This window comes from Variovorax sp. P5_A3, from assembly GCF_056400665.1.
Genome location: NZ_JBFUKW010000009.1, coordinates 1 through 22,903 on the forward strand (window position 1 = coordinate 1; position 22,903 = coordinate 22,903).

At 66.5% G+C, this 22,903-nt stretch carries 21 protein-coding genes; 11 read left to right on the top strand and 10 right to left on the bottom strand.

Annotated elements, in window-relative coordinates; translation table 11 throughout:
• Positions 1 to 48 precede the first annotated feature (48 nt).
• From AC1D3B_RS15730 to AC1D3B_RS15760, 7 genes are all read left to right on the top strand, one after another.
• A complete protein-coding gene (locus AC1D3B_RS15730; RefSeq protein WP_478191607.1) occupies positions 49 to 978 on the top strand; it encodes a branched-chain amino acid ABC transporter permease in 930 nt (309 codons plus the stop codon).
• 7 nt (positions 979 to 985) lie between these two features.
• On the top strand, positions 986 to 2,050 hold the full coding sequence (locus AC1D3B_RS15735; RefSeq protein WP_478191608.1) for a branched-chain amino acid ABC transporter permease: 1,065 nt from the start codon (positions 986 to 988) through the stop codon (positions 2,048 to 2,050).
• Positions 2,051 to 2,091: 41 nt separating this feature from the next.
• Positions 2,092 to 3,420, top strand: a complete 1,329-nt coding sequence (locus AC1D3B_RS15740) for an ABC transporter substrate-binding protein (RefSeq protein WP_478191609.1) — start codon at positions 2,092 to 2,094, stop codon at positions 3,418 to 3,420.
• Positions 3,421 to 3,523: 103 nt separating this feature from the next.
• Complete coding sequence (locus AC1D3B_RS15745) at positions 3,524 to 4,336, top strand: ABC transporter ATP-binding protein (protein ID WP_478191610.1); 813 nt, start codon at positions 3,524 to 3,526, stop codon at positions 4,334 to 4,336.
• Positions 4,337 to 4,471: 135 nt separating this feature from the next.
• Entirely contained in the window at positions 4,472 to 5,719 is a 1,248-nt protein-coding gene (locus tag AC1D3B_RS15750; RefSeq protein WP_478191611.1) for a phenylacetate--CoA ligase family protein, read from the top strand.
• A 68-nt stretch (positions 5,720 to 5,787) separates the two neighbouring features.
• Positions 5,788 to 7,122 (top strand): cytosine deaminase, encoded by a 1,335-nt coding sequence (locus AC1D3B_RS15755; protein ID WP_478191612.1) that lies wholly within the window; start codon positions 5,788 to 5,790, stop codon positions 7,120 to 7,122.
• 102 nt (positions 7,123 to 7,224) lie between these two features.
• Positions 7,225 to 7,827 carry a hypothetical protein gene (locus tag AC1D3B_RS15760; RefSeq protein ID WP_478191613.1) on the top strand — a complete coding sequence of 201 codons (603 nt, stop codon included), beginning with the start codon at positions 7,225 to 7,227 and terminating at the stop codon, positions 7,825 to 7,827.
• A gap of 12 nt (positions 7,828 to 7,839) precedes the next feature.
• Here AC1D3B_RS15760 and AC1D3B_RS15765 read toward each other — a convergent pair whose 3' ends face one another.
• Positions 7,840 to 8,472: a class I SAM-dependent methyltransferase gene (locus tag AC1D3B_RS15765; protein ID WP_478191614.1), complete on the bottom strand. Its 633-nt coding sequence runs from the start codon at positions 8,470 to 8,472 to the stop codon at positions 7,840 to 7,842.
• A gap of 17 nt (positions 8,473 to 8,489) precedes the next feature.
• On the bottom strand, positions 8,490 to 8,930 hold the full coding sequence (locus AC1D3B_RS15770) for a CBS domain-containing protein (RefSeq protein ID WP_478191615.1): 441 nt from the start codon (positions 8,928 to 8,930) through the stop codon (positions 8,490 to 8,492).
• A gap of 144 nt (positions 8,931 to 9,074) precedes the next feature.
• On the opposite strand from AC1D3B_RS15770, the gene AC1D3B_RS15775 reads away from it, so the two are divergent.
• Together AC1D3B_RS15775 and AC1D3B_RS15780 are read left to right on the top strand one after the other, a co-directional pair.
• The gene (locus AC1D3B_RS15775; protein WP_478191616.1) at positions 9,075 to 9,830 is read left to right on the top strand and encodes an SDR family NAD(P)-dependent oxidoreductase; all 756 of its coding nucleotides are present in this window, start codon (positions 9,075 to 9,077) and stop codon (positions 9,828 to 9,830) included.
• Between the two features lie 12 nt (positions 9,831 to 9,842).
• Positions 9,843 to 10,790 carry an acetamidase/formamidase family protein gene (locus AC1D3B_RS15780; RefSeq protein ID WP_478191617.1) on the top strand — a complete coding sequence of 316 codons (948 nt, stop codon included), beginning with the start codon at positions 9,843 to 9,845 and terminating at the stop codon, positions 10,788 to 10,790.
• On the opposite strand, the gene AC1D3B_RS15785 is transcribed toward AC1D3B_RS15780, so the two are convergent.
• The 3 genes from AC1D3B_RS15785 to AC1D3B_RS15795 form a co-directional block, all read right to left on the bottom strand.
• On the bottom strand, positions 10,763 to 11,512 hold the full coding sequence (locus tag AC1D3B_RS15785; RefSeq protein ID WP_478191618.1) for an SIR2 family NAD-dependent protein deacylase: 750 nt from the start codon (positions 11,510 to 11,512) through the stop codon (positions 10,763 to 10,765). The genes AC1D3B_RS15780 and AC1D3B_RS15785 overlap by 28 nt on opposite strands.
• A 49-nt stretch (positions 11,513 to 11,561) precedes the next feature.
• Positions 11,562 to 12,932, bottom strand: coding sequence for a tetratricopeptide repeat-containing protein (locus AC1D3B_RS15790; protein ID WP_478191619.1), 1,371 nt, complete (start codon positions 12,930 to 12,932; stop codon positions 11,562 to 11,564).
• A gap of 111 nt (positions 12,933 to 13,043) precedes the next feature.
• Positions 13,044 to 13,565: a hypothetical protein gene (locus AC1D3B_RS15795; protein WP_478191620.1), complete on the bottom strand. Its 522-nt coding sequence runs from the start codon at positions 13,563 to 13,565 to the stop codon at positions 13,044 to 13,046.
• A gap of 255 nt (positions 13,566 to 13,820) precedes the next feature.
• Here AC1D3B_RS15795 and AC1D3B_RS15800 point away from each other — a divergent pair, with 255 nt between their 5' ends.
• Positions 13,821 to 14,795, top strand: coding sequence for a tripartite tricarboxylate transporter substrate-binding protein (locus AC1D3B_RS15800; RefSeq protein ID WP_478191621.1), 975 nt, complete (start codon positions 13,821 to 13,823; stop codon positions 14,793 to 14,795).
• A 231-nt stretch (positions 14,796 to 15,026) separates the two neighbouring features.
• Here AC1D3B_RS15800 and AC1D3B_RS15805 read toward each other — a convergent pair whose 3' ends face one another.
• The gene (locus AC1D3B_RS15805; RefSeq protein ID WP_478191622.1) at positions 15,027 to 17,135 is read right to left on the bottom strand and encodes a PQQ-dependent dehydrogenase, methanol/ethanol family; all 2,109 of its coding nucleotides are present in this window, start codon (positions 17,133 to 17,135) and stop codon (positions 15,027 to 15,029) included.
• Positions 17,136 to 17,267: 132 nt separating this feature from the next.
• Between AC1D3B_RS15805 and AC1D3B_RS15810 the strand changes: the two genes are divergently transcribed.
• Positions 17,268 to 18,521 carry a helix-turn-helix domain-containing protein gene (locus AC1D3B_RS15810; protein ID WP_478191623.1) on the top strand — a complete coding sequence of 418 codons (1,254 nt, stop codon included), beginning with the start codon at positions 17,268 to 17,270 and terminating at the stop codon, positions 18,519 to 18,521.
• A gap of 1 nt (position 18,522) precedes the next feature.
• On the opposite strand, the gene AC1D3B_RS15815 is transcribed toward AC1D3B_RS15810, so the two are convergent.
• From AC1D3B_RS15815 to xylF, 4 genes are all read right to left on the bottom strand, one after another.
• On the bottom strand, positions 18,523 to 19,671 hold the full coding sequence (locus tag AC1D3B_RS15815) for an ROK family transcriptional regulator (protein WP_478191624.1): 1,149 nt from the start codon (positions 19,669 to 19,671) through the stop codon (positions 18,523 to 18,525).
• A 112-nt stretch (positions 19,672 to 19,783) separates the two neighbouring features.
• Positions 19,784 to 20,551: an ATP-binding cassette domain-containing protein gene (locus AC1D3B_RS15820; RefSeq protein ID WP_478191625.1), complete on the bottom strand. Its 768-nt coding sequence runs from the start codon at positions 20,549 to 20,551 to the stop codon at positions 19,784 to 19,786.
• A complete protein-coding gene (locus AC1D3B_RS15825; protein ID WP_478191626.1) occupies positions 20,552 to 21,736 on the bottom strand; it encodes a sugar ABC transporter permease in 1,185 nt (394 codons plus the stop codon).
• A 4-nt stretch (positions 21,737 to 21,740) separates the two neighbouring features.
• Positions 21,741 to 22,763 carry a D-xylose ABC transporter substrate-binding protein gene (xylF, locus tag AC1D3B_RS15830; RefSeq protein WP_478191627.1) on the bottom strand — a complete coding sequence of 341 codons (1,023 nt, stop codon included), beginning with the start codon at positions 22,761 to 22,763 and terminating at the stop codon, positions 21,741 to 21,743.
• Positions 22,764 to 22,903: the final 140 nt, after the last annotated feature.

Sequence of the window (22,903 nt, forward strand, 5' to 3'; positions counted from 1 at the left end):
CCCCCACCCCAACCCTCCCCCAGCGGGGGAGGGAGAAAGAAACTGACCATGGGCTTTTTCCTCGAAACCCTCTTTGGCGGCCTCATGGTCGGCATGCTGTATTCGCTCATCGCGATCGGCTTCGTGCTCATCTACAAGGCGTCGGGTGTCTTCAATTTTGCGCAGGGCGCGATGGTGCTGTTCGCGGCGCTTGCGATGGCGCGCTTCGCGGAGTGGCTGCCGCAATGGCTCGGCTTCGAGAGCCTGGTGCTCGCCAACGTGCTGGCCTTCTTCGCCGCCATGGGCGTGATGGTCGTGGTCGCCTGGCTGATCGAGCGGCTTGTGCTCAGCAAGCTGGTCAACCAGGAAGGCATCACGCTGCTGATGGCCACCCTCGGCATCGCCTATTTCCTCGACGGACTCGGGCAGACGCTCTTCGGCAACGACATCTACAAGATCGACGTCGGCATGCCGAAGGAGCCGCTGATGGTGCTGGAAAACATCTTCCAGGGCGGCCTGCTGTTGAGCCAGGAAGACCTGATCGCCGCGCTGGTCGCCGCGGCGCTGGTCGTGGTGCTGGCGCTCTTCTTCCAGAAGACATCGACCGGCCGCGCGCTGCGTGCCGTGGCCGACGACCACCAGGCCGCGCAGTCGATCGGCATCCCGCTCAGCCGCATCTGGGTCATCGTGTGGTCCGTCGCGGGCTTCGCGGCGCTGGTGGCGGGGATCATCTGGGGCTCGAAGCTGGGCGTGCAGTTCTCGCTGTCGCTCGTGGCATTGAAGGCGCTCCCTGTGGTGATCCTCGGCGGTCTCACTTCGATCCCGGGCGCGATCATCGGCGGGCTGCTGATCGGTGTCGGCGAAAAGCTGTCGGAGATCTATCTCGGCCCGATGCTCGGCGGCGGCATCGAGATCTGGTTTGCCTATGTGCTGGCGCTTGTCTTCCTTCTCGTGCGGCCACAGGGTCTGTTCGGCGAGAAGATCATCGATCGCGTCTGAGGCCAACATGTTCTACAGAGAAAACGGCCAGTTCAAGTCGACATACCGCGCCGACCAGCAGATCTTTCCGATCCTGCAGGACCGCGTGCTGATGCTCGCGCTGCTGGTCTTCGCCTTCGCGGTGGTACCGCTCACCGCGCCTGAATACTGGTTCCGCGCCATCCTGATTCCCTTTCTCATCCTCGCGCTCGCCGCGCTGGGTCTCAACATCCTGGTGGGCTACTGCGGGCAAATCTCTCTCGGCACCGGCGCGTTCATGGCGGTGGGCGCATACGCCGCCTACAACTTCCATGTGCGCATCGAAGGGATGCCGCTGATCCTGTCGCTGCTCCTGGGCGGGCTGTGCTCCACGGCCGTCGGCGTGCTGTTCGGCATACCGAGCCTGCGCATCAAGGGGCTCTACCTTGCGGTCGCGACACTGGCCGCGCAGTTCTTCGTGGACTGGGCCTTCCTGCGGATCAACTGGCTCACCAACAACTCGTCGTCCGGCTCGGTGACTGCCTCGGGCCTGAACCTGTTCGGATTTCCGGTGGAGTCCGCCGTGCAGAAATACCTCCTGTGCCTGACGCTCCTGGTGGTGTTCGCGGTGCTCGCCAAGAACCTCGTCCGCAGCGCGATCGGCCGCGAATGGATGGCGATGCGCGACATGGACGTCGCGGCCGCGGTGATCGGTATCCGGCCCGTCTACGCCAAGCTCACGGCCTTCGCCGTGAGTTCATTCATCGTCGGCGTCGCCGGTGCGCTGTGGGGCTTCGTTCACCTGGGGACCTGGGAGCCGGCCGCCTTCAACATCGACCGCTCGTTCCAGTTGCTCTTCATGGTGATCATCGGCGGCCTCGGCTCGATCATGGGCAGCTTCTTCGGCGCGGCCTTCATCGTGCTGTTGCCGATCCTGCTCAACCAGCTTCCGGGCTGGTTCGGCATCTCGATCTCGACGGCGTTCGCATCGCACCTGGAATTCATGATCTTCGGCGCGCTCATCGTGTTCTTCCTCATCGTCGAGCCGCATGGGCTGGCTCGACTCTGGTCAACCGCAAAGGAAAAGCTGCGCCTCTGGCCTTTCCCTCACTGATTTCGTTAGCAAACCGGCACCGTGTGCCCAAGGAGACTGGCATGAAACTGAAATCGCTCGCTGTGACCGCCGCCCTGGCGGCCAGCACCTTCGGCGCGGTGCTCGCGCCATCGCTCGTGCAGGCGCAAGCCAAGGAGCAGTTCTTCCCGCTCCTGGTGTATCGCACTGGGCCCTACGCGCCCAACGGCACGCCGTGGGCCAACGGCAAGCAGGACTACATCAAGCTCATCAACGCGACCGGCGGCATCAACGGCGTGAAGCTCAGCTACGAGGAATGCGAGACCGGCTACGCGACCGACAAGGGCGTCGAATGCTATGAGCGCCTCAAGGGCAAGGGCGCGACGCTGATCGACCCGCAGGCGACCGGCATCACCTTCGCGCTGACCGACAAGGCGCCGGTCGACAAGATCCCGCTGGTCACGCTGGGCTACGGGCTCTCGGCCTCGCAGGACGGCAACGTGTTCAAGTGGAACTTCCCGCTGATGGGCAGCTACTGGACCGCGGCGGACATCCTGATCCAGCACATCGCCAAGAAGGAAGGCGGCGCCGACAAGCTCAAGGGCAAGAAGATCGCGCTGGTCTATCACGACTCGCCCTTCGGCAAGGAGCCTATCCCGCTGCTGCAGGAGCGCGCGAAGATGAACGGCTTCGAGCTGTCGCTGATCCCGGTCACTGCGCCCGGCATCGAGCAGAAGTCGGCCTGGCTGCAGGTGCGTCAATCGCGGCCTGATTACGTGCTGCTCTGGGGCTGGGGCGTGATGAATTCGACCGCCCTCAAGGAGGCTGTCGCCACCGGCTACCCGCGCGAGAAGATGTACGGCGTGTGGTGGGCCGGCGCGGAACCCGACGTGAAGGACGTGGGCGCCAACGCCAAAGGCTACAACGCGCTGGCACTCAACACCTCGGGCACGCAACCCAAGGTGATGCAGGACATCATCAAGAACGTCCATGACAAGGGCCAGGGCACAGGCCCGAAGGACGAGGTCGGCTCGGTGCTGTACACGCGTGGCGTGATCATCCAGATGCTCAGCGTCGAAGCCGTGCGGCGCGCGCAGGAGCGCTTCGGCAAGGGCAAGGTCATGACCGGCGAGCAGGTGCGCTGGGGCCTGGAGAACCTCGCGCTCGACCAGAAGAAGCTCGATGCACTGGGCTTCGCCGGTGTGATGCGGCCGATCGGCACCTCCTGCCAGGACCACATGGGATCGACCTGGGCGCGCATCGAGACCTGGGACGGCAGCAAGTGGAACGTCGCGCCCGATTGGTACGAGGCTGACGAGCAGATCATCAAGCCGATGGTGAAAGTAGCTGGCGAGAAATATGCAGGCGAGAAAAAACTGACCCGCCGCGACGTCTCCGACTGCAGTAGCTGAGCACACCCCCTTGCAGGGGGCAACACCTGCGGACCGGCGGAGCCGGATCCGCGGTGTTTCCCGAAGACTCGCGTGAGCGCCGAGGGTGATTGAAAGAGCATTCATGAGCGAACCCAACATTCTTCTCAACGTCAACGGCATCGAGGTCATCTACAACCACGTGATCCTCGTGCTGAAGGGCGTCTCGCTCGTGGTGCCGGAGGGCGGCATCGTGGCGCTGCTCGGCGGCAATGGCGCGGGCAAGACGACCACGCTGCGCGCCGTGTCGAACCTGCTGGCCGGAGAGCGCGGTGCGGTCACCAAGGGAACGATCGAGTTGCGTGGCGAGCGCATCGAGGCACTGTCACCGGCCGAGCTGGTCAGGCGCGGACTGATCCAGGTGATGGAGGGGCGCCATTGCTTCGCCCACCTGACGATCGAGGACAACCTGATGACCGGCGCCTACACGCGCACCGACGGCAAGGCGGCGGTCGCACAGACGCTGGAGAAGGTCTATGCCTACTTCCCGCGCCTGAAGACACGTCGCACCTCGCAGGCGGCCTACACCTCCGGCGGCGAGCAGCAGATGTGCGCGATCGGCCGGGCCTTGATGGCGAATCCGAACATGGTCCTGCTCGACGAGCCTTCGATGGGACTCGCACCGCAGATCGTCGAGGAAGTGTTCGGCATCGTGAAGGACCTGAACGAGAAGGAGCGCGTGACCTTCCTGCTCGCCGAGCAGAACACCAACATGGCCCTGCGCTTCGCCGACTACGGCTACATCCTCGAGAACGGCCGCATCGTGATGGACGGTGAAGCCAGGAGCCTGCGGGAGAACGAGGACGTGAAGGAGTTCTACCTCGGCGTCGGCGGCGCGGACCGCAAGAGCTTCCGCGATGTCAAAAGCTACAAGCGCAGGAAACGGTGGCTGGCTTGATTGGCCCACCCCCAGCCTCGCCCACTTCGTGTGGCTCTGCACCCCCTTCCAGGGGGCAACACCAGCGGACCGGCGAAGCCGGTTCCGCGGTATTTCCCGACAGCGCAATTGAATTGATTTACGGAGTCGACGGTCATGGGTGACTACTACGACGCACTCGAGATACGCGATCCGGCGGAGCGCGAGCGCGATCTGCTGGCGGCGCTGCCTCGTCAGGTCATGCAGGCACAAAGCGCGGCGCCGGCGTTCGCGAAGATCCTCGACGGCGTGAAGCCCGCCGACATCACGAGCCGCGATGCGCTGGCGAAGCTGCCGGTCACGCGCAAGTCGGAACTGCTCACGTTGCAGAAGGAGCGGCGGGCGAGCGACCCGTTCGGCGGCTTCTCCGCGATCCACGTCGGGCCGAGGATGACGCGCGTGTTCGCGAGCCCCGGCACCATTTATGAGCCCGAAGGCGAGGCGCGCGACTACTGGCGCACGGCGCGAGCCCTGTACGCAGCCGGATTCCGTGGCGGAGAGCTGGTTCACAACAGCTTCAGCTATCACATGACGCCGGCCGGCGCCATCATGGAGACCGGCGCGCATGCACTGGGTTGCACCGTGTTCGCGGGCGGCACGGGACAGACCGAGCAACAGGTGGATGCCATTGCCGACCTGCGGCCCGCAGGCTATGCAGGCACACCGAGCTTCCTCAGGATCATCATCGAGAAGGCCGCGGAGAAGAAGGTGCCATTGCCTTCGCTCACCAAGGCGCTGGTGTCGGGCGAAGCCTTTCCGCCCAGCTTGCGCGACTGGATCGCCGAGCGTGGCGTGACCGGCCTGCAGTGCTACGCCACGGCCGACCTGGGGCTGATCGCCTACGAGACCTCTGCGCGCGAAGGCCTCGTATTGGACGAAGGCGTGATCGTCGAGATCGTCCGGCCCGGCACCAGCGACCCGGTGCGCGAAGGCGAAGTCGGCGAGATCGTCGTCACGACGCTGAATCCCGACTACCCGCTGATCCGCTTCGGCACGGGCGACCTCTCTGCCGTGATGCCCGGCCGCTGTCCGACGGGGCGGACCAATTCGCGCATCAAGGGCTGGCTCGGTCGCGCGGACCAGACCACCAAGGTGCGCGGGATGTTCGTGCACCCGGGGCAGGTCGCCGACATCGCTCGCCGCTTTCCGGAAGTGCAGCGGTCGCGGCTGGTCGTCGAAGGCGAGATGGGCGACGACCGCATGACGCTGCAGGTCGAATGCCCCGCCGCGGCCGAGGGCCTGGCAGAGCGCATCGGCGAAGCGATCCGCGACGTGACCAAGCTGCGCGGCACGGTGGAGTTTGTCGCGCCCGGCAGCCTGCCCAATGACGGCAAGGTGATCGAGGACGCGCGCAGCTACCGCTAGCCGCTGCCGGCGGCTTCGGCCGCCGGCATGCTCCTTGCGTCGAGGTCGGTCCCGCTACGATGCCCTCGATGACCCACTCCTTCTTCCTGCCACCCGCCGGCTCCCGCTTCGCCCTGCGCAACCTCCGCGCGCCCCGCTGCCTGGTGCAGGCCGAGCTGCCGGCCAGCGCCGACGGTGAGCTCATCGCCATCGACCTGCTGATCGACCACGGCCGGATCGCAGCGATCGACGTCGCCGGCGCCATGCCGGCCGAACTTGGCCCCGATCTCGACGCATCGATGGTGCTGCCGGGCATGGTCGATTGCCACACGCACCTCGACAAGGGCCACATCTGGCCGCGCCAGCCCAACCCCACGGGCGACGGCGCGGGCGCCTCGATGGCGACGATGTGCGACCGCACCGCGCGCTGGAACGCGGACGACGTGCGCCGGCGCATGGAGTTCGGCCTCAGTACCGCCTACGCCAAGGGCGTGGTCGCCATCAGCACGCATCTCGACTCGCTCGCGCCGCAGGCGTCAATCTCGTTTCCCGTGTTGCGGGAGATGCGCGAACGCTGGTCCGGTCGCATCGACCTGCAGGTGTCGTCCATCGCGCCGCTCAACATCTTCCTGACGGACGAAGGCCGCCAGCTCGCCGACATCGTGGCCGAAAGCGGCGGCAAGCTGGGCTGCGTGACGCGCTCGGCCAAACATCCGACAGAGACCATGCCGCCCGACTTGGACGAGGCGCTCGTGCGCGTGTTCCAGCTCGCAGCCGAGCGCGACCTCAACCTCGACCTGCACGTCGACGAATCGACCGATCCTCGCGCCCGCGCGCTCATCCGCGTGGCACGCACCGCCGTCGCGCAGGACTTCGCGGGGCGCATCCTGTGCGGCCACGTCACTTCGCTGGCCCTGCAGACCGACGAGTTCATCGAGGAAACGATCGCGGCCTGCAAGGACGCGGGCATCGATATCGTGAGCCTGCCCACGGTCAACATGTACTTGCAGGACCGCAGCCAGGAGGCCCGCACACCACGCTGGCGCGGCGTCACGGTGCTGCACGAGATGAAGGCGCGCGGCCTGCGCGTGGCCGTCGCGGGCGACAACTGCCGGGATCCGTTCTACGCGTACGGCGACCACGACATGCTCGACACCTTCACGCAGGCGGTGAAGATCCTGCACCTCGACCATCCGCTGGGCGACTGGATCCGCGCCGCCACCGAGACGCCGGCCGCCATCATGGGCATCGAGCGCGGCGTTCTGAAGGCCGGCACGCCGGCCGACCTGCTCGTGCTCAAGGCGCGCAACTATTCGGAGATGCTCGCGCGCACCCAGTTCGACCGCACGGTGCTGCGCGCGGGCCGCGCGATCGACACCACCCTGCCCGACTACCGTCTGCTCGACGATCTCATGACCGCCTGAACGCGCAGATTTCCGCCCGATTCGTGCGGTCTTCGTGGTCAACGCGGGATAGCCTCGCGCCGCCCCGGCGTCGCGTCAGGGGGTGCGTGGCATTCTCGGCCGATGACTTTCGAGAGACTTCGCATCACCGGACGCGACGGAGAACGCTATGAACTGGGCGAACCGATGCACGTGCACGACGGCAGCGTCCACCTGGGAGCGCTCGACCCCGTGAGGGTCAGCCGCGACGGGACGGAAGTGCGCATCGAGCGCTTCCTGCCTTCCTCCTTCGTGAAGGAACAGAAGCGGAATTTCGGCCCGCTCGTCCTGCTCGAGGTCACCACTTTTCTTGCCGAGCAGTTCGACGGCATCCAGACCATCAGCTACGCGCTCACCCGCGAAATCGAGATGCACGGCGACGGCATGAAGGTCGCCTCGGCGCGCTCGGCCCTGCTGCTGGACATCGGCGCCGAAGCCGTCACGATCACGCCCAGCCCGGATCTCGAGACGCCCGGCAACTTCATCGTGCAGGGCATCTGGACCTACAACGAGCGGAACCTGGCGGCGCTGCACCAATGCCTGGCCCGGGAGCGCGAGATCTACCGGCAGTGGGAGGCAGCCGCCGCGCAGCCGCCGATGGCGATTCCGGGCCTGCGCAACCGGCTCCGGCAACTGCTGGTGCGCGGAGCCCGCGAGTCCGCCCGCGGTGGCGAAGCGGCCGACTGATCCCGCCTTCGCCTAGACCCGGGGTTTGCGCCACACGCTCGCCAGCCACGGCTGCTGCTCGAAGGGCAGACCGGTCGGGCGGTAGTAGTGGGCCAGCTCGACGAATCCGGCGGCCGTCATCCGCTGGCGCCAGCCCGACAGATCGTGAAAGGCGCCGTAGCGATCCCCGCGCCAGCCTTCCTGGCCATCTCCGCGCGGATTGGAGCTGAACAGCACCCCGCCCGGCTTCAGCGTCGCATGCAGTTCCCGCAGCACGCGGGGCAATTCCTGGACGGGCACATGGAACAGCGCCGCGTTGGCGTAAACGCCGTCGAAGCGGCCGTCCGGCAGGTCGAGCGCGAGGAAGTTCTGCTGCAGCACCTCGCAACCGCTGTGAACGCGCGCCATCTCCGCCAGTTGCGGAGAGCCCTCGAGCCCCGTGGCGACATGCCCGAGCTGCGTGAACGTCCGAAGGTCGCGCCCGGGGCCACAGCCAAAGTCCAGGATCGCGAACGGCGGCGTGCCCTCGATGTGCTGGAGCAACGCCGCGATATTCTGGCTGACGTCATGGTCGCGCGTGGCGAGCCAGAAGTCTTCCGCCCCCTGGTCGTAGTGGGCCAGGGTCACCGTCGCGATGCGTTCGAGATCCTCGGGCGTGAGCGGCATGGTCGGGCGGGGCAGGCTCAGCGAGGCTCTCCCGCGATGTAGTGCTGAAGCTGTTCGATGATGAAGTTCTGCTCCGAGATGATCCCCTTCACGATGTCGCCGATCGAGATCAGCCCCACCAGCTTGCCGCCGTCCATGACCGGCAGGTGGCGCACGCGGTTCTCGGTCATGAGCGCCATGCATTCCTCGCTTGTCTGGCTGGGCCCCACATAAATCACGGCCGAGGTCATCACGTCGCGCAATGGGGTGTCTTTCGACGAGCGCGCCAGCAGCACGACCTTGCGTGCGTAGTCGCGTTCTGTCACCACGCCGACGATGCGATCGTGCTCCATGACGAGAAGCGCGCCGATGTTCTTCTGCGCCATCAGCTTGACGGCGTCGAAGACCGTGGCCGTGGGCTCGATGGCGTGCACCGTCGAATCGCCTTTGGCCTTGAGAATTTCCGCCACGGTTTTCATGTTCTGTTCCTCCAGGAAGAGCCTGTGCCTCTCATTCTGCGCGGCCCGCATGGGCGCCACAAGCCAATGCAACGATGCGCGTGACGACATTTACAGCGCCTGCGCGCGCGCTCAGAATGCACTCCCCCTCAAGAAGGAGTTGCCATGGACCTCGGACTCAAGGGCAAGCGGGCGGTCGTCACCGGCGGCAGCCGGGGCATCGGCAGGGCCATCGCCGAATGCTTCGCCGCCGAAGGCGCGGACGTCTCGATCTGCGCGCGCAAGGAAGCGGAGGTGGGCGAGACGGCCGCCGCCTTGCAGGCCAGGGGCGTCAAGTCCTTCGGACGCGCGCTGGATGTGGCCGACGGGGCGGCTTTGAGTGCCTGGATCACTTCGAGCGCCGACGTGCTGGGCGGCATCGATGCCCTGGTGTGCAACGTGAGCGCATTGGCCGTGGGCGACACGGCGGACTCCTGGGAGAAGTCGTTCCGGACCGACATGATGCACACCGTCAACGCCGTGGCGGCGGCCGTGCCCTTTCTCGAGAAATCCGACAGCGCGTCGATCGTGCTCATATCGAGCGTCTCCGGCTTCGAGGTCGACTTCGCCGCCGGCTCCTACGGCGCGATCAAGGCGGCGCTGATCCACTACGCCAAGGGGCTGAGCCGGCAACTGGTCGGCAAGGGCATCCGCGTGAACTGCGTGTCGCCCGGAAACACCTATTTCGATGGCGGCATCTGGCAGAACATCGAGAAGAACCTGCCCGACCTGTACGCGTCGACGCTCAAGGTCAATCCCACCGGCAAGTTCGGCACCCCGGACGAAGTGGCGCGCGGCGTGGTGTTCATTTCGAGCCCTGCAGCGAGCCGCATCTCCGGCACGAACCTGGTGATCGACGGCGCCCTCACCGTCGCGGTCTAGGAGTCACCTCCCATGAGCGAACTCACTACCCGTCACACGATCCACAAGGACCACATCCACCACGGCTGGAACAACGCGTTCGCGCCCTGCCTGACGATCGCGCCGGGCGAGAGCGTGCAGTTCGAGACCGTCGACGCGTCCTCCGGCCAGCTCACGCGCACCTCGACCGCCGCCGACCTCGAGAAGCTCGATCTCGCCCGCGTGAACCCGGTGACGGGCCCGGTGTACATCGATGGCGCCAAGCCGGGCGACGCGCTCAAGGTCACGATTCTGTCGCTGCGCCCCTCGGGCTGGGGATGGACCGGAAACATCCCCGGCTTCGGTCTGCTCACCGATCAGTTTCCCAAGGCGAGACTGCATCACTGGAATTACGACCCCGGCGGATCGACGCCCGCGATGTACGGCCCCGGCGGACACGTGCCGCTGCGGCCGTTCACCGGCACCATCGGCGTCGCGCCGGGCGAGCCCGGCCTGCACAGCATCATTCCGCCGCGCAACGTCGGCGGCAACATGGATGCGCGCGACATTGCGGAAGGCACCGAGCTGTACCTGCCGATCGAAGTCGACGGTGCGATCTTCTCCGTCGGCGACACGCATGCCGCACAGGGGGACGGCGAGGTCTGCGGCACCGCGATCGAAAGCCCGATCGACGTGGCCCTCAAGTTCGAACTGGTCAAGGACGCCCGCCTGCGCTCGCCGCGCTACGTCACGCCCGGGCCGGTCAGCCGGCATTTCGACGTGAAAGGCTATGAGGTCACCACCGGCATCGGCCCCGACCTGATGGCCGGCGCCCGGATGGCCGTCTCCGAGATGGTCGAGCTGCTGAGCCGCCGCTACGGCTACGAGCCGATCGATGCCTACATGCTGTGCAGCGTGTGCGCCGACCTGCGCATCAGCTCGATCGTCGACGTGCCCAACTGGGTGGTGTCGTTCTACTTCCCGAGGGTCGTGCTCGAATAGCCCATCCCCTCCATCAGGCGGGGCAGCAGATCCTCCGAGGCGCCGCGCAACACCGCCGACGCCAACGCATCCAGATGCAGCGCTTCCATGTTGAGCGTGACGAGCCGCCCGCCTCGGGCGAGCGCCTGCAGGGGCAGGTCCGCCGCCGGGTAGACCACGGCGGTGCTGCCAACCACGACGAAGACGTCCGACTCCTGGGCTGCCGTCTGGGCGTCCATCAGCACGCCCTCGTTCAGCATCTCGCCGAACATCACGACGTCCGGCCGCGCGCGCGCGCCGCAGCGCTTGCAGCGATGAAAAAGCCAGGGGCCATCGCGGTTGCCGCAGTGGTCACAGCGCCAACAGCGCAGCGATCCGTGCAGTTCCAGCACGTCCATGCCGCCGGCCAACGTCAGCAGACCGTCCACGTTCTGCGTGATGAGCCGGGTGGAGGGGCGCAGCCGCTGCAGCTGAGCCAGTGCCAGGTGGCCTGGATTGGGCCTGGCGGCCTCGACCACGGCCAGCCGATGTGCCCAGAACTTCGTGAAGCCGGCCGGGTCGCGTGCGAGATCGTCGGCGTGGGAGAACTGGACCGCGTTCTGGTTCATCCAGAGGCCATCGGCGTCGCGGTAGGTCGGTATGCCGGAGGCCTTGGACAGGCCCGCGCCGGAGAAGACGACGATGCGTCGGGCCGAGCGCAGCAACTCGATGGCCGTGTCGAGCGGCCCTTTGCTTTCAGTCATCGATCGGAATTGCGGGGAGCTTCGTACAGCAGGAGCGTGAATTCTCGCTCTATCCGCCGGCGGATGGCGGCCGGAGCTTCTGCAGCCGGGCCACGACGCCCTCGAGGCGAAGCTTCACCGCTGCGTCGCTCACATAGGGCAGGCTTTCCGCGATGCTGCTGACCGTCGTGTCCAGCTTCCAGAGATCGCCGCCCTCTTTTTCCACGAGATCGACGATCAGCTCGGCCTGGTCGGCATCCGGCAGATCGAAGGCGCTGCCCAGCAGCGTGGGGCGTGCCCATTCGTCCGGCGCGCCACGCTTGAGCGCACGCTCGCAGGCGGCGATGGTGACGTGCAGCGCGGTCTGCGCACGCGCCTCGTCGCCCTTGTCGTTGCGGGCGCGGTACAGGCGGGGCAGGTTCGACGACGGGTAGTAGTCGTTCAGGTCGAGCGTCATGCCGCGTTCGTAGTGGTCGATCGCCTGGTTGCGGAAGTACGTGGCATCCGTGGCGCGTCCGGCCTTCTGGGCCGCGCGCATGAGTTCCTTGTAGCGGCCGCCCAGCAGGCCCTCGCGCTCCGACGTGCCGCCAGCGCTCTCGATCAGCAGGTTGAGCTCGGTGATGGCGTCGTCGGGTCGATTGAGCTTTCCGAGGGCCAATGCGCGCTGCTCGCGAACATACGGGTCCTTGGCGAATTCGGGGTTCATGCCCTCGATGTAGGTCAGGAGACCTTGCCAGTCGTTCGTGTCGTCGATGGTGCTGACCAGCAGGCGCAAGAGCCCGATCGCCACCGAATGCACGCCCGGTCCACCGCCGAATTCGGCGCAGGCCTCCTTGACCTTGTCCTTGCGCATCTGCGGCGGCATGGTGCGCAGCGTACGCATCCTTGCCTGGAAGGCCGCGAGCGAGTCGACCTGGTCCCGCACTCCAGTCGCCTTGGCCTCGTCCACGTCGGCCGGATAGCCGGGCAGCACTTCGTACACAGGTGACTCGCCCGCACGCATCTTGACGATGCCGGGCCGGAGCGTGTCGCGGATTGCCTTCGCCTGTTCGTCGCTGACATCGCCCTCCGGCAGCGGATAGCGCACGGTGCGCATCTGCACGATGTCGAAGAGCTGCTTCGACCAGTCCGCCGCCAGCAATACGCATCCATCCCGCTGCGCAGCATGGCGAACGCCCAACTCGTAGTACACGTTGCCGTTGGGGATGGTGATGTCCACCAGCACGAGATCCGAGAAATAGAGCCGCTCCAGCATCTGGTTGATGATGAGCGAGCCCGTCTCCTGGTCCGCGCGGATCGGCTTGTACCCCAGCTCGACCAGCAGCGGGAAATACGCCTTGTCCCACAGCGCGTTGAAGTCGATCTCCGCGGGCCCCTTGCCCGGCTCCGCCTGCGTGGGCTTGCGACCAAATGGCATGACCATGAAACAGAACGGTGTCATCCAAGTTCTCCAAGTCCAGAAATGCCGCGGAACCGGCTCCGCCGGATCGCCGGCATTGCCGCCGGCAGGGCTAGGCGAAGCGACACGAAGTGCGCCCAGCCTGGGGGCGAGTCACAGCTTTTTTATGTCGATCCAGTGGATGGCCCCGCCGAACTGCCGCACCGCTTCCATCATGTGCTGTGCCCCGCCCGGCCCGTCGCCACCCTCGCCGTTCCACACGCAGACGAAGGAAACCTTGTCGCCGGCCAGGCGCTGCGCCTCGTCGAGCATCCAGAGGTTGGTGCGCTCGTACGGGTCCTCGCCTTCGGCCAGGGCACCCAACACATCGGGTGCAATGAACACCTCGGCCTCGGCCGCGACGATCCTGTAACGCTCCGTCCAGCGATCGCCGGCAAAGCTGACAGATTTCGCGAGGAAGGTCGGTTCGTCGAAAGGCAGGTACATGCGCAGCGGCACGCCGGCATCGAGCACCGTTTCCGCGAACAGGATGTCGCCGCCGCAGGCGCCGCTGCAGATCGCCACGTCGCCGGGACTCGCCTGCAATCGGTGCACTTCGCTCTCGATCGCCCGGGCCACGACGGGCTCCAGCGCGGGCGGAAAGCGCGGCTCGGGGCGGTCGGGCGCGTCGATCATGTGCCCGCTGAAAAGAAGAGCCCGGCCCGCGGCATTCCGGGCGGATGGATCGGATGTCACTCGACGCTCCCGTTGGCGCAACTCCGCTGCGAAGGCGGAATTGTGAGCGCCATCGCCGGGACTGTCGATGGCGCGTCGCGGCCCGTCGTTGGTCAGGCCTCGCCCCCGCGTCTTTGCAATTCCTTTAGGGCAATCCGGGATTCGTCAGCTTCCGTTCAGCCGATAAGATCGCGGCCATTTCAATTCGGAGAGATCATGAAGAAACTGCTCGCTTTCACGGCCATCGCAGCAGCCGTCGTGGGCGTCCATGCCCAGGACTACCCTACCAAGCCCATCAGCATCGTGGTGCCTTTCGCCGCCGGCGGCCCGACCGATCGCGTCGCGCGCGACCTGGCCGAAGCCCTGCGCAAGCCCCTCGGCGGCGTGAGCATCGTCATCGACAACGTGCCGGGCGCCGGCAGCTCGATCGGCGCGGCCAAGGTGGCGCGCGCGGCGCCGGACGGTTACACGCTGCTGCTGAACCACATCGGCATGTCGACCATCCCGACCCTCGTGCGCAACGTGCCCTTCAAGGTCGAGACGGACTTCGAATACCTCGGCATCGTCAACGACGTGCCGATGACGCTGATCTCCAAGCCCGGCATGCCGGCGAACAACTACAAGGAACTGAGCGCCTGGATCGCCGCCAACAAGGGCAAGATCAACCTCGGCAACGCCGGCGTCGGCTCGGCATCGCACCTGTGCGGCCTGCTCTTCCAGACCGCCACGAAGACCGAGATGACGCCCGTGCCCTACAAGGGCACGGCGCCCGCCATTACCGACCTGATCGGCGGCCAGATCGACCTGCTGTGCGACCAGACGACCAACACCTCGCCGCAGATCGAGGGCAAGAAAGTGAAGGCCTTCGCCGTCACCACCGACAAGCGCCTGACCACGCCGCTCCTGAAGGATCTGCCGACGCTCCAGGAATCGGGCCTGAAGGACTTCCAGGTCACGATCTGGCATGGCCTCTACGCGCCGAAGGGCACGCCGCCGGCCGTCACCAAGAAGATCAACGACGCACTCAAGATCGCGCTGAAGGACCCTGCCTTCGTCAAGAAGGAGGAAGACCTGGGCGCCGTGGTGGCCGCCGACGGCCGCATCGAGCCCGAAGGCCACAAGAAGTTCGTCGCCGCCGAAATCGCAAAATGGAGCCCCATCATCAAGGCCGCCGGCGTCTACGCTGATTAAGTGTTGCTCGCCCCCAGGCTCGCGCACTTCGTGTCGCTCTCCACCCCCTACCGGGGGCAACACCGGCGGCCCGGCGGAGCCGGTTCCGCGGTGTTTCACCAACACAAAGCCCCTCGACGAGGGGCTTTGTTGTTTCAGGGCTGCCCCGGAACTGGCTTTGCCAGGCCGGAGGCAGCGCCCCCGGTAGGGGGTAGGCGAAGCGACACGAAGTGCGCGCAGCCTGGGGGCGAGCTACTTCGGCCGGATGGCGTCGGCAGTGCCCTGGATGAAGGCCTTGATCTTTTCGACATCGTCCGGCGTCAGCTTGCCGCTGAAGTCGGGCATGCCGCGTTCCATGGCGGGACCCTTGAAGACGGACTTGTCGAGGTTCTCGATAAGGGCCGAGTTCATGTAGCCGAGGTTCGGGATGTTGCCGCCGCGGTCCACGCCGGGCACGCCGTGGCAGAAGACGCAGTTGCTCACGTAGAGCATGGTGCCGGCCTCGACCTTGGCGGGGTCGTACTTGACGCCCTGCAGCAGCTTGTCCATGCGGTACTGCACGAACTCCGGCTTGGGGGCATTGCCACCGATGGCGAAGGTGTAGACCGTGCCCGGGCCCTGTCGATCGGTCGCGCGTTGCGCCAGGCCGTACACGCCGCCCCAGCCGACCGCCACCGACACGTACTGCTTGCCGTCGACCATGAAGGTGGCCGGCGCGGCCACCACGCCGGTGCCGGTGGGTGTCTCCCAGAGCTTCTCGCCGGTCTTGGCGTTGTAGGCGACCATGCGGCCGTCGGCTGTTCCCTGGAACACCAGGTTGCCTGCGGTCGTGAGCGTGCCGCCGTTCCAGGGCGACACGTGCTCGACGCCCCACACTTCCTTCTGCGTGACCGGGTCCCACGCAACCAGCCGGCCCATGGGCTTGCTGGCAGGCGGTTGCGCATTCGCGAACACGGCGGTGTTCCAGCCCAGCGCGGCATGCGGCCGGCCCGGCGCGTTCTGGTTGAACTTCCAGTCCTTGTCGTCCATCAGGTTGAGCGGCACGTTCTGGGCCGGCAGGTAGGCCAGGCCCGTCTGCGGATTGAAGGACATCGGTTGCCAGTTGTGCGCACCGAAGGGGCCGGGGATGCTGTCGTAGGGCTTGGTGCCCTGCCGCGCGGCGGGCACTTCGATCGGCCGGCCGTTCTTGTCATAGCCGGTGGCCCAGTTCACGTCGACGAAGTTCTTCGCAGAGATGAACTTGCCGTTGGTCCGGTCTACGACGAAGAAGAAGCCGTTCTTCGGCGCATGCAGGATCACCTTGCGCGGCTTGTTGTCGACCTTGATGTCGGCCAGGATCATCGACTGGGTCGATGTGTAGTCCCAGTTGTCGCCCGGTGTCTCCTGGTAGTGCCAGACGTACTTGCCGGTGTCGGGGTTGAGCGCGACGATCGATGCCAGGTAGAGGTTGTCGCCACCCTTCGGGCTGCGCTGGCTGCGCGCCCACGGCGACCCGTTGCCCGTGCCGACGTACAGCAGGTTGAGCTCGGGGTCGAAGGCAATCGAATCCCAGGGGGTGCCGCCGCCGCCCGATTCCCAGTACTTGTTGCTTGGATCCCAGGTCTTCGCGGCCTTGGCCATCGAGGCGTCCTCGAAGGGCTTGGACGGATCGCCCGGCACCACGAACCACCGCCACTTCTGGTCACCCGAGCCGGCATCGTAGGCCGTGATGTAGCCGCGCACGCCGTACTCTGCGCCGCCGTTGCCGATGAGCACCTTGCCCTTGACCACGCGTGGCGCGCCGGTGATGGTGTAGGACCTCGCATGGTCGATGATGGTGTCCTTCTCCCATATCGGCTGGCCGGTGGCCGCGTCGAGCGCGATCAGCCGACCGTCGTACGAAGCGACATAGACCTTGCCCTGGTAGATCGCGACGCCGCGGTTGACCACGTCACAGCAGCCCTTGTAGCCCTTGGAGCGATCGACCTTGGGGTCGTAGGTCCAGATCTTCTTGCCGGTGCGCGCATCGACAGCGTGCACAACGCTCCATGAGGCGGTGACGTACATGATGCCATCGACCACCAGCGGCGTGGCCTCGACGCCGCGCGTGGATTGCAGGTCATAGGACCACACCAGGCCGAGGTCCTTCACGTTGCCGGCATTGACCTGGTCGAGCTTGCTGAAGCGCGTCTCGGCGTAGTCGAGACCGTAGCTGGGCCAGTCCGGCGTCTTGGCGGCGTTGGCGCGAATGAAGGAGCCGTCCACGCGCTGGGTGGCGGCCTTGATGTGCTCGGGGGAGCCCTTCGCGGGTTGGGCCGTCGCGGTCGCGGCACCCAGGCACAGCAGCGCGCCGAGCGCCAGCGCGGCGTGAATCTTGGTCATCGTGTCGTCTCCAGTCGTTGTGGGGCGAAGGATCGTCCGAGACGAAGCTTTGTTCATCTTCGGGAATTCCCTAGACCCCGACTGTTCCATTGCGGAACAGATTCGACGTCTTTCCCAACTCTGGAGACGGCAGTGCCCCAGTCGACAGCCAATCGGGCGGGTGGTCCCCGGCAGTTGTTCGCGAAAACTTCCGCCGAGCGTGTGGCATTCGCACGGCAGCAGTTCTTCGAGGAAGGAGTGCGCCCATCGGGGCTGGTCGGCGAGGCGGTGATCCAGTCGTGGATGCGCTGTACCCGGAGTCACGCCGACCGGCAACGCATCGTGGCCTTCGATGCGGTCACGCCGAGCCGGCTGCACGCCACGCTGGGCCGCAACCGCGAATTGCTGGAGGCCGCGCGCAAGGAACTGGTGAGCATGGAAAGCTCGCTGGCGGGCACCGATTGCCGCGTGCTGTTGACCGACGCGCAAGGCGTGATCGTCCATGTCACGCAGCATCCCTCGGCCGCGCAGCAACCCATCCTGCAGAAGACGGCACGCCTGGGCGTGAACATCGCCGAAAGCGTGGTCGGCACCACGGCGCCCGGTATCGTCGCGACCACCGGCCAGGCTTGCACGGTGGATGGCGCGGAGCACTACTTCGACTGCCTGCGCGAGATGCAATGTGCGGCCGCGCCGATCCGCGACGTGCACGGGCGCCTGGCCGGCGTACTCGATCTCACCGTGGAATCACGGCGCTTCGGATTCGATGCGGCGTCCATGGTCGCGCTCTTCGCCACCACGATCGAGAACCGCCTGCTGCTCGCCCAGTCGCAGGATCAGCTCGTGCTGCGATTCCAGGCCAGTCCCACGCTCCTCGGCACGCCGCTGGAAGCGCTCGCGGGCATTGCGCCGGACGGCACCGTCGCGTGGTTGAACTCGGCGGGGGCGCGCCTGATCGGCGGCGTGCCGGAGGCGGGACGCTGCGGCGTCGAGATGCTGTTCGGCCTCGATCTCGCCGGCATGCTGCGCATGCGCTTCCGCGAAGCTGCCCAGCCGGTGCGGCTCGCCAGCGGTCTCGGCGTATGGCTGCAGGCCCGACTGCAGGCACGCGACGGCGTGGATTTCGGGCACGCGGTGAGCATGGCGCCAGCGATGCGGGCCGTGCCGACCGAGGTGGACGCAGCGACCATCGATGCGGCACCGGAGCCGCTGCGGCAAACGGCAACCGTGTCGGCTTCACCCTCCGATGGCGATGGCACCTTGCGCGGCCACAGCCGGAAGCTGATCGAAGACACACTGGCCGCGCACGGCGGGAACATCTCGCACACCGCTCGCCAGTTGCGGGTGTCGCGCGGCACGCTGTATCGACATCTCCGAAGCTGGCGAGAACCAGCGGCAGGCGCGTGAACTACACGGCCGAATCGGCCGCCGCGCGCTCGCGCCTCGCTTCCGCGGTCGGATGCAGAGGCCGCAGGTATTCGTGCAGCGCGAGCGCTGCCGCGCCGACCGCGGGCGCCCATTCGCCATAGCGCACGCCACGCACGACCGGCGGTGGCATGCCGGCACTTTCCGCGTAGCGCCCGACCGCCTCGATCGCCAGGCGCAGGAACTCCGGATGCGCCTGGCACGACTTGCCGCCGACCACGATCGCGCGAGGCTCGAAGGTGACCCACAGGTTCTGGAGCAGAACGCCGAGGTAGCCGGCGGCACGGCGCAGGTCGCCGGCCTCGCGGTCGAGCACGCGCGAACCGAGAAAGACTTCGGCGCAACCACGCCTTCCGCAGGAACAGCGCGGCCCATCGATCTGCAGCACCGTGTGGCCAATCTCGCCGGCCATGCCTTGCGCGCCGACGAAGAGCCGGTCGTTCAGCACGATGCCAGCACCGACGCCGACGTCGCAACTCACGTAGATCAATGGGTCTTCGCCTTCGCCGTCCGAGAACTCGAATTCGCACAGTGCAGCCGCGTCGGCGTCGTTCTGGAGTTGCACGGTGGTGCCCGCTACGCCCTCGGCCGCGAGTGCATCCACAAGCCCGGGGAGCAGGCTGACGTTGCGCCAACCGAGGTTGGGCGCGAAGCGCACCACCCCAGTCGCATCGTGCACCGCACCGGGAATGCCGACGCCGATGCCGGAAAGGCTGAGGCCCGAGGCGAGCAGGTGCCGGTGCGCGGCGGCCACCATCCTCGCGACCTGAGCGCACACCACGGCGGGCGCGTGATTGCCGAGCGGCTGCGCCTCGGAATAGAGCACATCGCCCTGCAGCGACACGCTCACGACGCGCACGACCTCGATGGCGATCTCCACGCCGATCAACGCGCGCACGCCGACGTTGATCCGAAGCGGCGTCGAAGGCCGACCGAGCCCGTCGGCAACCGGTGCGCCGGCCTCGTCGAGCCAGCCGTCGTCGAGCAACTCGCGCACGAGAAGACTCACCGTGGATTTGGTGAGCCCGCTTTCGGCCGCCAACCGCGCGCGCGACAGCCCTGGCTGCGCACGCAAAAGTCGCAGCAGCACGCTGCGGTTGATGCGTCGAACCAGTTGCTGGTCGCCGATCATGGACCCACCCCCAGGCTTGCCCACTTCGTGTGGCCGCCCACCCCCTTGCAGGGGGCAATGCCTGCGGACCGGCAAAGCCGGTTCCGCGGCATTCCTGGACTGACTCGCCTGGTCACCGCGGTGCCTGCTCCTTTCCCTCGGGCCGTTTGCCGGCAATGATCATTCCGAGCACTTCGTCCTCGGTCACGTCGTCCGTTCGATAGGTGCCGACGAGGCGGCCGTTCTTCATGACGGCGAGGCGGTCGCTCAGTCCGAACACGTCCGGCATGTCGTGCGTGATCAGGAAGATGCCGACGCCGTCGGCCTTGAGCTGCCGCACCAGCGCGCCGACCATGGCCGTCTCTTCCGGGCCGAGCGCGGCGCAAGGTTCGTCCATGATCAGGATGCGCGCGTTGAAGTACAGCGCCCGTGAGATCGCCACCACCTGGCGCTGCCCGCCAGACAACCGGCGCACCGGCACGCGGATGTTGGTGAAGTTCTTGTTGAGGCGCTGGAACACCTTGCGCGCCTGGCCTTCCATGAAATGGTCGTCGAGCGTGCGCCATGGCGTGAGCTTTTCGCGGCCGAGGAACAGGTTGGCGACCGAATCGAGGTTGTCGGCCAGCGCGAGCGTCTGGTAGATGGTCTCGATGCCTTGCGCCTGTGCTTCGGAGGGCGTGCGGATCTGGACCTTCTCGCCCGCGATGAGCGTCTCGCCGGCGTCGATGGGGTAGGCGCCCGCGAGCATCTTCATCAGCGTCGACTTGCCCGCACCGTTGTGGCCGAGCAGCGCGACCACTTCGCCAGGATAGAGGTTGACGCTGACGCCGTCGACGGCCTTCACGCCGCCGAAGGCCTTGTGGATGTCGCGCAGTTCGACCAGGGGTGGGTTGGTGCTCATCTAGTTCTCCCCGAAGCGCTTGCGGTAGAGCACGTCGAAGACGACCGCGATGATGAGGACCTGCCCGATGATCACCATGCGCTTGCCGATCGGCACGTCCAGCAGCAGCATGCCGCTGTCGAGCGACTGCATGATCAGCGCGCCGAGCACCGAACCGAAGATCGAACCACTGCCGCCCGCGAGCGCGGTGCCCCCGATCACCGCCGCGGCGATCACGTAGAGCTCCATGCCGCTGCCCAGCGAATTGGTGCCGGCGTTGAGCCGCGCGATGGAGACGATCGCGGCAATGGTCACCAGCACGGCCAGCAGCGCGAACAGCATCAGCGTCACGCGCTTGACGGGGATGCCGACCAGCGCAGCCGCATCGGGATTGCCGCCCATCGCGAACACGTAGCGCCCGAAGCGCGTGCGGTGCACGATGAACGACAGCACCACCGCCACCACGGCCCAGATCAGCACCGGGATCGGCATGCCCTGTGCTTCCGTCTTGGACGAGATCTGGTAGTTGTTCATGGTCGCCGCGAAGGCGAAGACGACGATGACCGGAACGGCCGTCAGCAACAGATCCAGCCACAGGGGCTCGACCGGCATGTCGTGGCGCTGCCGCGAGCGGCGCTTCTGCAGCATCCGTGCGAACAACACGATGCCGACGAAGGTCGCCAGCGCCCACGTCGCCGTGGTGCCGATGCCGCCGTCGTAGCCGCCACCCAGGCGCTGGAAGAACTCGTCGTTGACCGGTTGCGTCTTGCCGTCGGCCACCAGGAAGGCGGCACCGCGAAAGGACATGAGGCCGCCGAGCGTCACCACGAACGACGGCACGCCGAGCACCGCGGTGAGTCCGCCCTGGTAGAGCGACACCAGCAGCGCCACGGCCAGCCCCGCGAGGCTCGCCGCCGGCCACGACCATCCCGAGGTGTATTGCAGGTACGCGACCAGGACGCCGACGAAGCCCATCACCGAGCCGACCGACAGGTCGATGTGGCGCGCGACGATGATCAGCACCATCACGGTCGACACGATCCCCACCACCGCCGTCTGCTGCGCGATGTTGTAGAGGTTCTCGGGCGACAGGAACACGCCGCCCGACATCATGTGGAACACGATCGCCATCACCACCAGCAGCACGCACATGAGCAGCAGCCGGAGGTCGACGCCCGTGCGGCGCCACAACCCTGGGGAACTCATCGTGTCACTTGCAGGCGGACGGGGCCTTGTCGCTCGCTACGCCCTTGCAGAGTTCGTCCTTCTTGATCCAGCCTTCCTTGACGACGACATCGAGGTTGTCGCGCGTGATCGGCACCGGCGTCAGGAAGCGCGAGGAGATCGCAATCTTCTTTTCGCCGCCGCTCCAGTTGGCCGCCTTGTCCGCCGGCTTGCCTTGTGCCAGCGCGACCGCAGCGGAGGCGGCTTCGCGGCCGAGTTCGCGCGAGTCCTTCCACACGGTGACGGTCTGCGTGCCGAGCGCGACGCGGTTGAGTGCCGCGAAGTCGGCGTCCTGCCCCGACACGGGGATGCCGCGGATGCCCTTGGCCGAAAGCGCCGCCACCGCGCCGCCCGCGGTGCCATCGTTCGCCGCCACCACGGCATCGACCTTGTTGCCGACCTTGGTGAGGATCTGCTCCATGTTCTTCTGCGCCACCTCGGGCTTCCAGCCGTCGGTGTATTCGTCGCCGACGATCTTGATGTCGCCCTTCTTCACCGCGTCGGCGATCACCTCCTGCTGGCCGGCGCGCAGGAAATTGGCGTTCGGGTCGGTCGGCGAGCCCTTGATCATCACGTAGTTGCCCTTGGGCTGGACCTTGTAGACCGCACGCGCCTGCATGCGGCCGACCTCGACATTGTCGAAGGTGATGTAGAAGACGCCGGGCGTTTCGATCAGGCGGTCGTACGCGACCACCGGCACCTTCTGCTTCATCGCCTTGTTGACGGCGGGCAGGATCGCGTCCTTGTCCATGGCCAGCACGATCAGCGCCTTGGCGCCCTTGCTCATCAGTCCCTCGATGTCGCCGAGCTGCTTTTCGGGCGAGCCTCCGGCGTCGGCGCTGATGTACTTGGCGCCCAGTTTTTCGAGTTGCGCCTTGATCGCGGCTTCGTCGGTCTTCCAGCGTTCTTCCTGGAAGTTGGACCAACTCACCCCCACCACGGTTTGCGCGCAGGCGCCGATGGCAGTCAGGCCGAAGGCCAGGGTGGTCAGGGTGCGTGCGAGCTTCATGTGCAGGTCTCCAGCTTGTGATGATTCGTTGGCTCGAATTAGTTCGAGTGCCAAACTAACTATCGCAGCGCTCAGCGGAAAACGGCATCGGGACATTCCCTGCGGGTAAATGCGCTACATCAGGATTGGTCACAGTCGAT

Bases quoted from the DNA above. Each gene is read 5' to 3' on its own strand.
- AC1D3B_RS15815 (WP_478191624.1), bottom strand. From the start codon at position 19,671: ATGATCGGCGACCAGCAACTGGTTCGACGCATCAACCGCAGCGTGCTG.
- AC1D3B_RS15780 (WP_478191617.1), top strand. From the start codon at position 9,843: ATGAGCGAACTCACTACCCGTCACACGATCCACAAGGACCACATCCAC.
- AC1D3B_RS15825 (WP_478191626.1), bottom strand. From the start codon at position 21,736: ATGAGTTCCCCAGGGTTGTGGCGCCGCACGGGCGTCGACCTCCGGCTG.
- xylF (WP_478191627.1), bottom strand. From the start codon at position 22,763: ATGAAGCTCGCACGCACCCTGACCACCCTGGCCTTCGGCCTGACTGCC.
- AC1D3B_RS15820 (WP_478191625.1), bottom strand. From the start codon at position 20,551: ATGAGCACCAACCCACCCCTGGTCGAACTGCGCGACATCCACAAGGCC.
- AC1D3B_RS15750 (WP_478191611.1), top strand. From the start codon at position 4,472: ATGGGTGACTACTACGACGCACTCGAGATACGCGATCCGGCGGAGCGC.
- AC1D3B_RS15800 (WP_478191621.1), top strand. From the start codon at position 13,821: ATGAAGAAACTGCTCGCTTTCACGGCCATCGCAGCAGCCGTCGTGGGC.
- AC1D3B_RS15805 (WP_478191622.1), bottom strand. From the start codon at position 17,135: ATGACCAAGATTCACGCCGCGCTGGCGCTCGGCGCGCTGCTGTGCCTG.
- AC1D3B_RS15785 (WP_478191618.1), bottom strand. From the start codon at position 11,512: ATGACTGAAAGCAAAGGGCCGCTCGACACGGCCATCGAGTTGCTGCGC.
- AC1D3B_RS15765 (WP_478191614.1), bottom strand. From the start codon at position 8,472: ATGCCGCTCACGCCCGAGGATCTCGAACGCATCGCGACGGTGACCCTG.
- AC1D3B_RS15775 (WP_478191616.1), top strand. From the start codon at position 9,075: ATGGACCTCGGACTCAAGGGCAAGCGGGCGGTCGTCACCGGCGGCAGC.
- AC1D3B_RS15745 (WP_478191610.1), top strand. From the start codon at position 3,524: ATGAGCGAACCCAACATTCTTCTCAACGTCAACGGCATCGAGGTCATC.
- AC1D3B_RS15795 (WP_478191620.1), bottom strand. From the start codon at position 13,565: ATGATCGACGCGCCCGACCGCCCCGAGCCGCGCTTTCCGCCCGCGCTG.
- AC1D3B_RS15790 (WP_478191619.1), bottom strand. From the start codon at position 12,932: ATGACACCGTTCTGTTTCATGGTCATGCCATTTGGTCGCAAGCCCACG.
- AC1D3B_RS15735 (WP_478191608.1), top strand. From the start codon at position 986: ATGTTCTACAGAGAAAACGGCCAGTTCAAGTCGACATACCGCGCCGAC.
- AC1D3B_RS15740 (WP_478191609.1), top strand. From the start codon at position 2,092: ATGAAACTGAAATCGCTCGCTGTGACCGCCGCCCTGGCGGCCAGCACC.
- AC1D3B_RS15770 (WP_478191615.1), bottom strand. From the start codon at position 8,930: ATGAAAACCGTGGCGGAAATTCTCAAGGCCAAAGGCGATTCGACGGTG.
- AC1D3B_RS15730 (WP_478191607.1), top strand. From the start codon at position 49: ATGGGCTTTTTCCTCGAAACCCTCTTTGGCGGCCTCATGGTCGGCATG.
- AC1D3B_RS15760 (WP_478191613.1), top strand. From the start codon at position 7,225: ATGACTTTCGAGAGACTTCGCATCACCGGACGCGACGGAGAACGCTAT.
- AC1D3B_RS15755 (WP_478191612.1), top strand. From the start codon at position 5,788: ATGACCCACTCCTTCTTCCTGCCACCCGCCGGCTCCCGCTTCGCCCTG.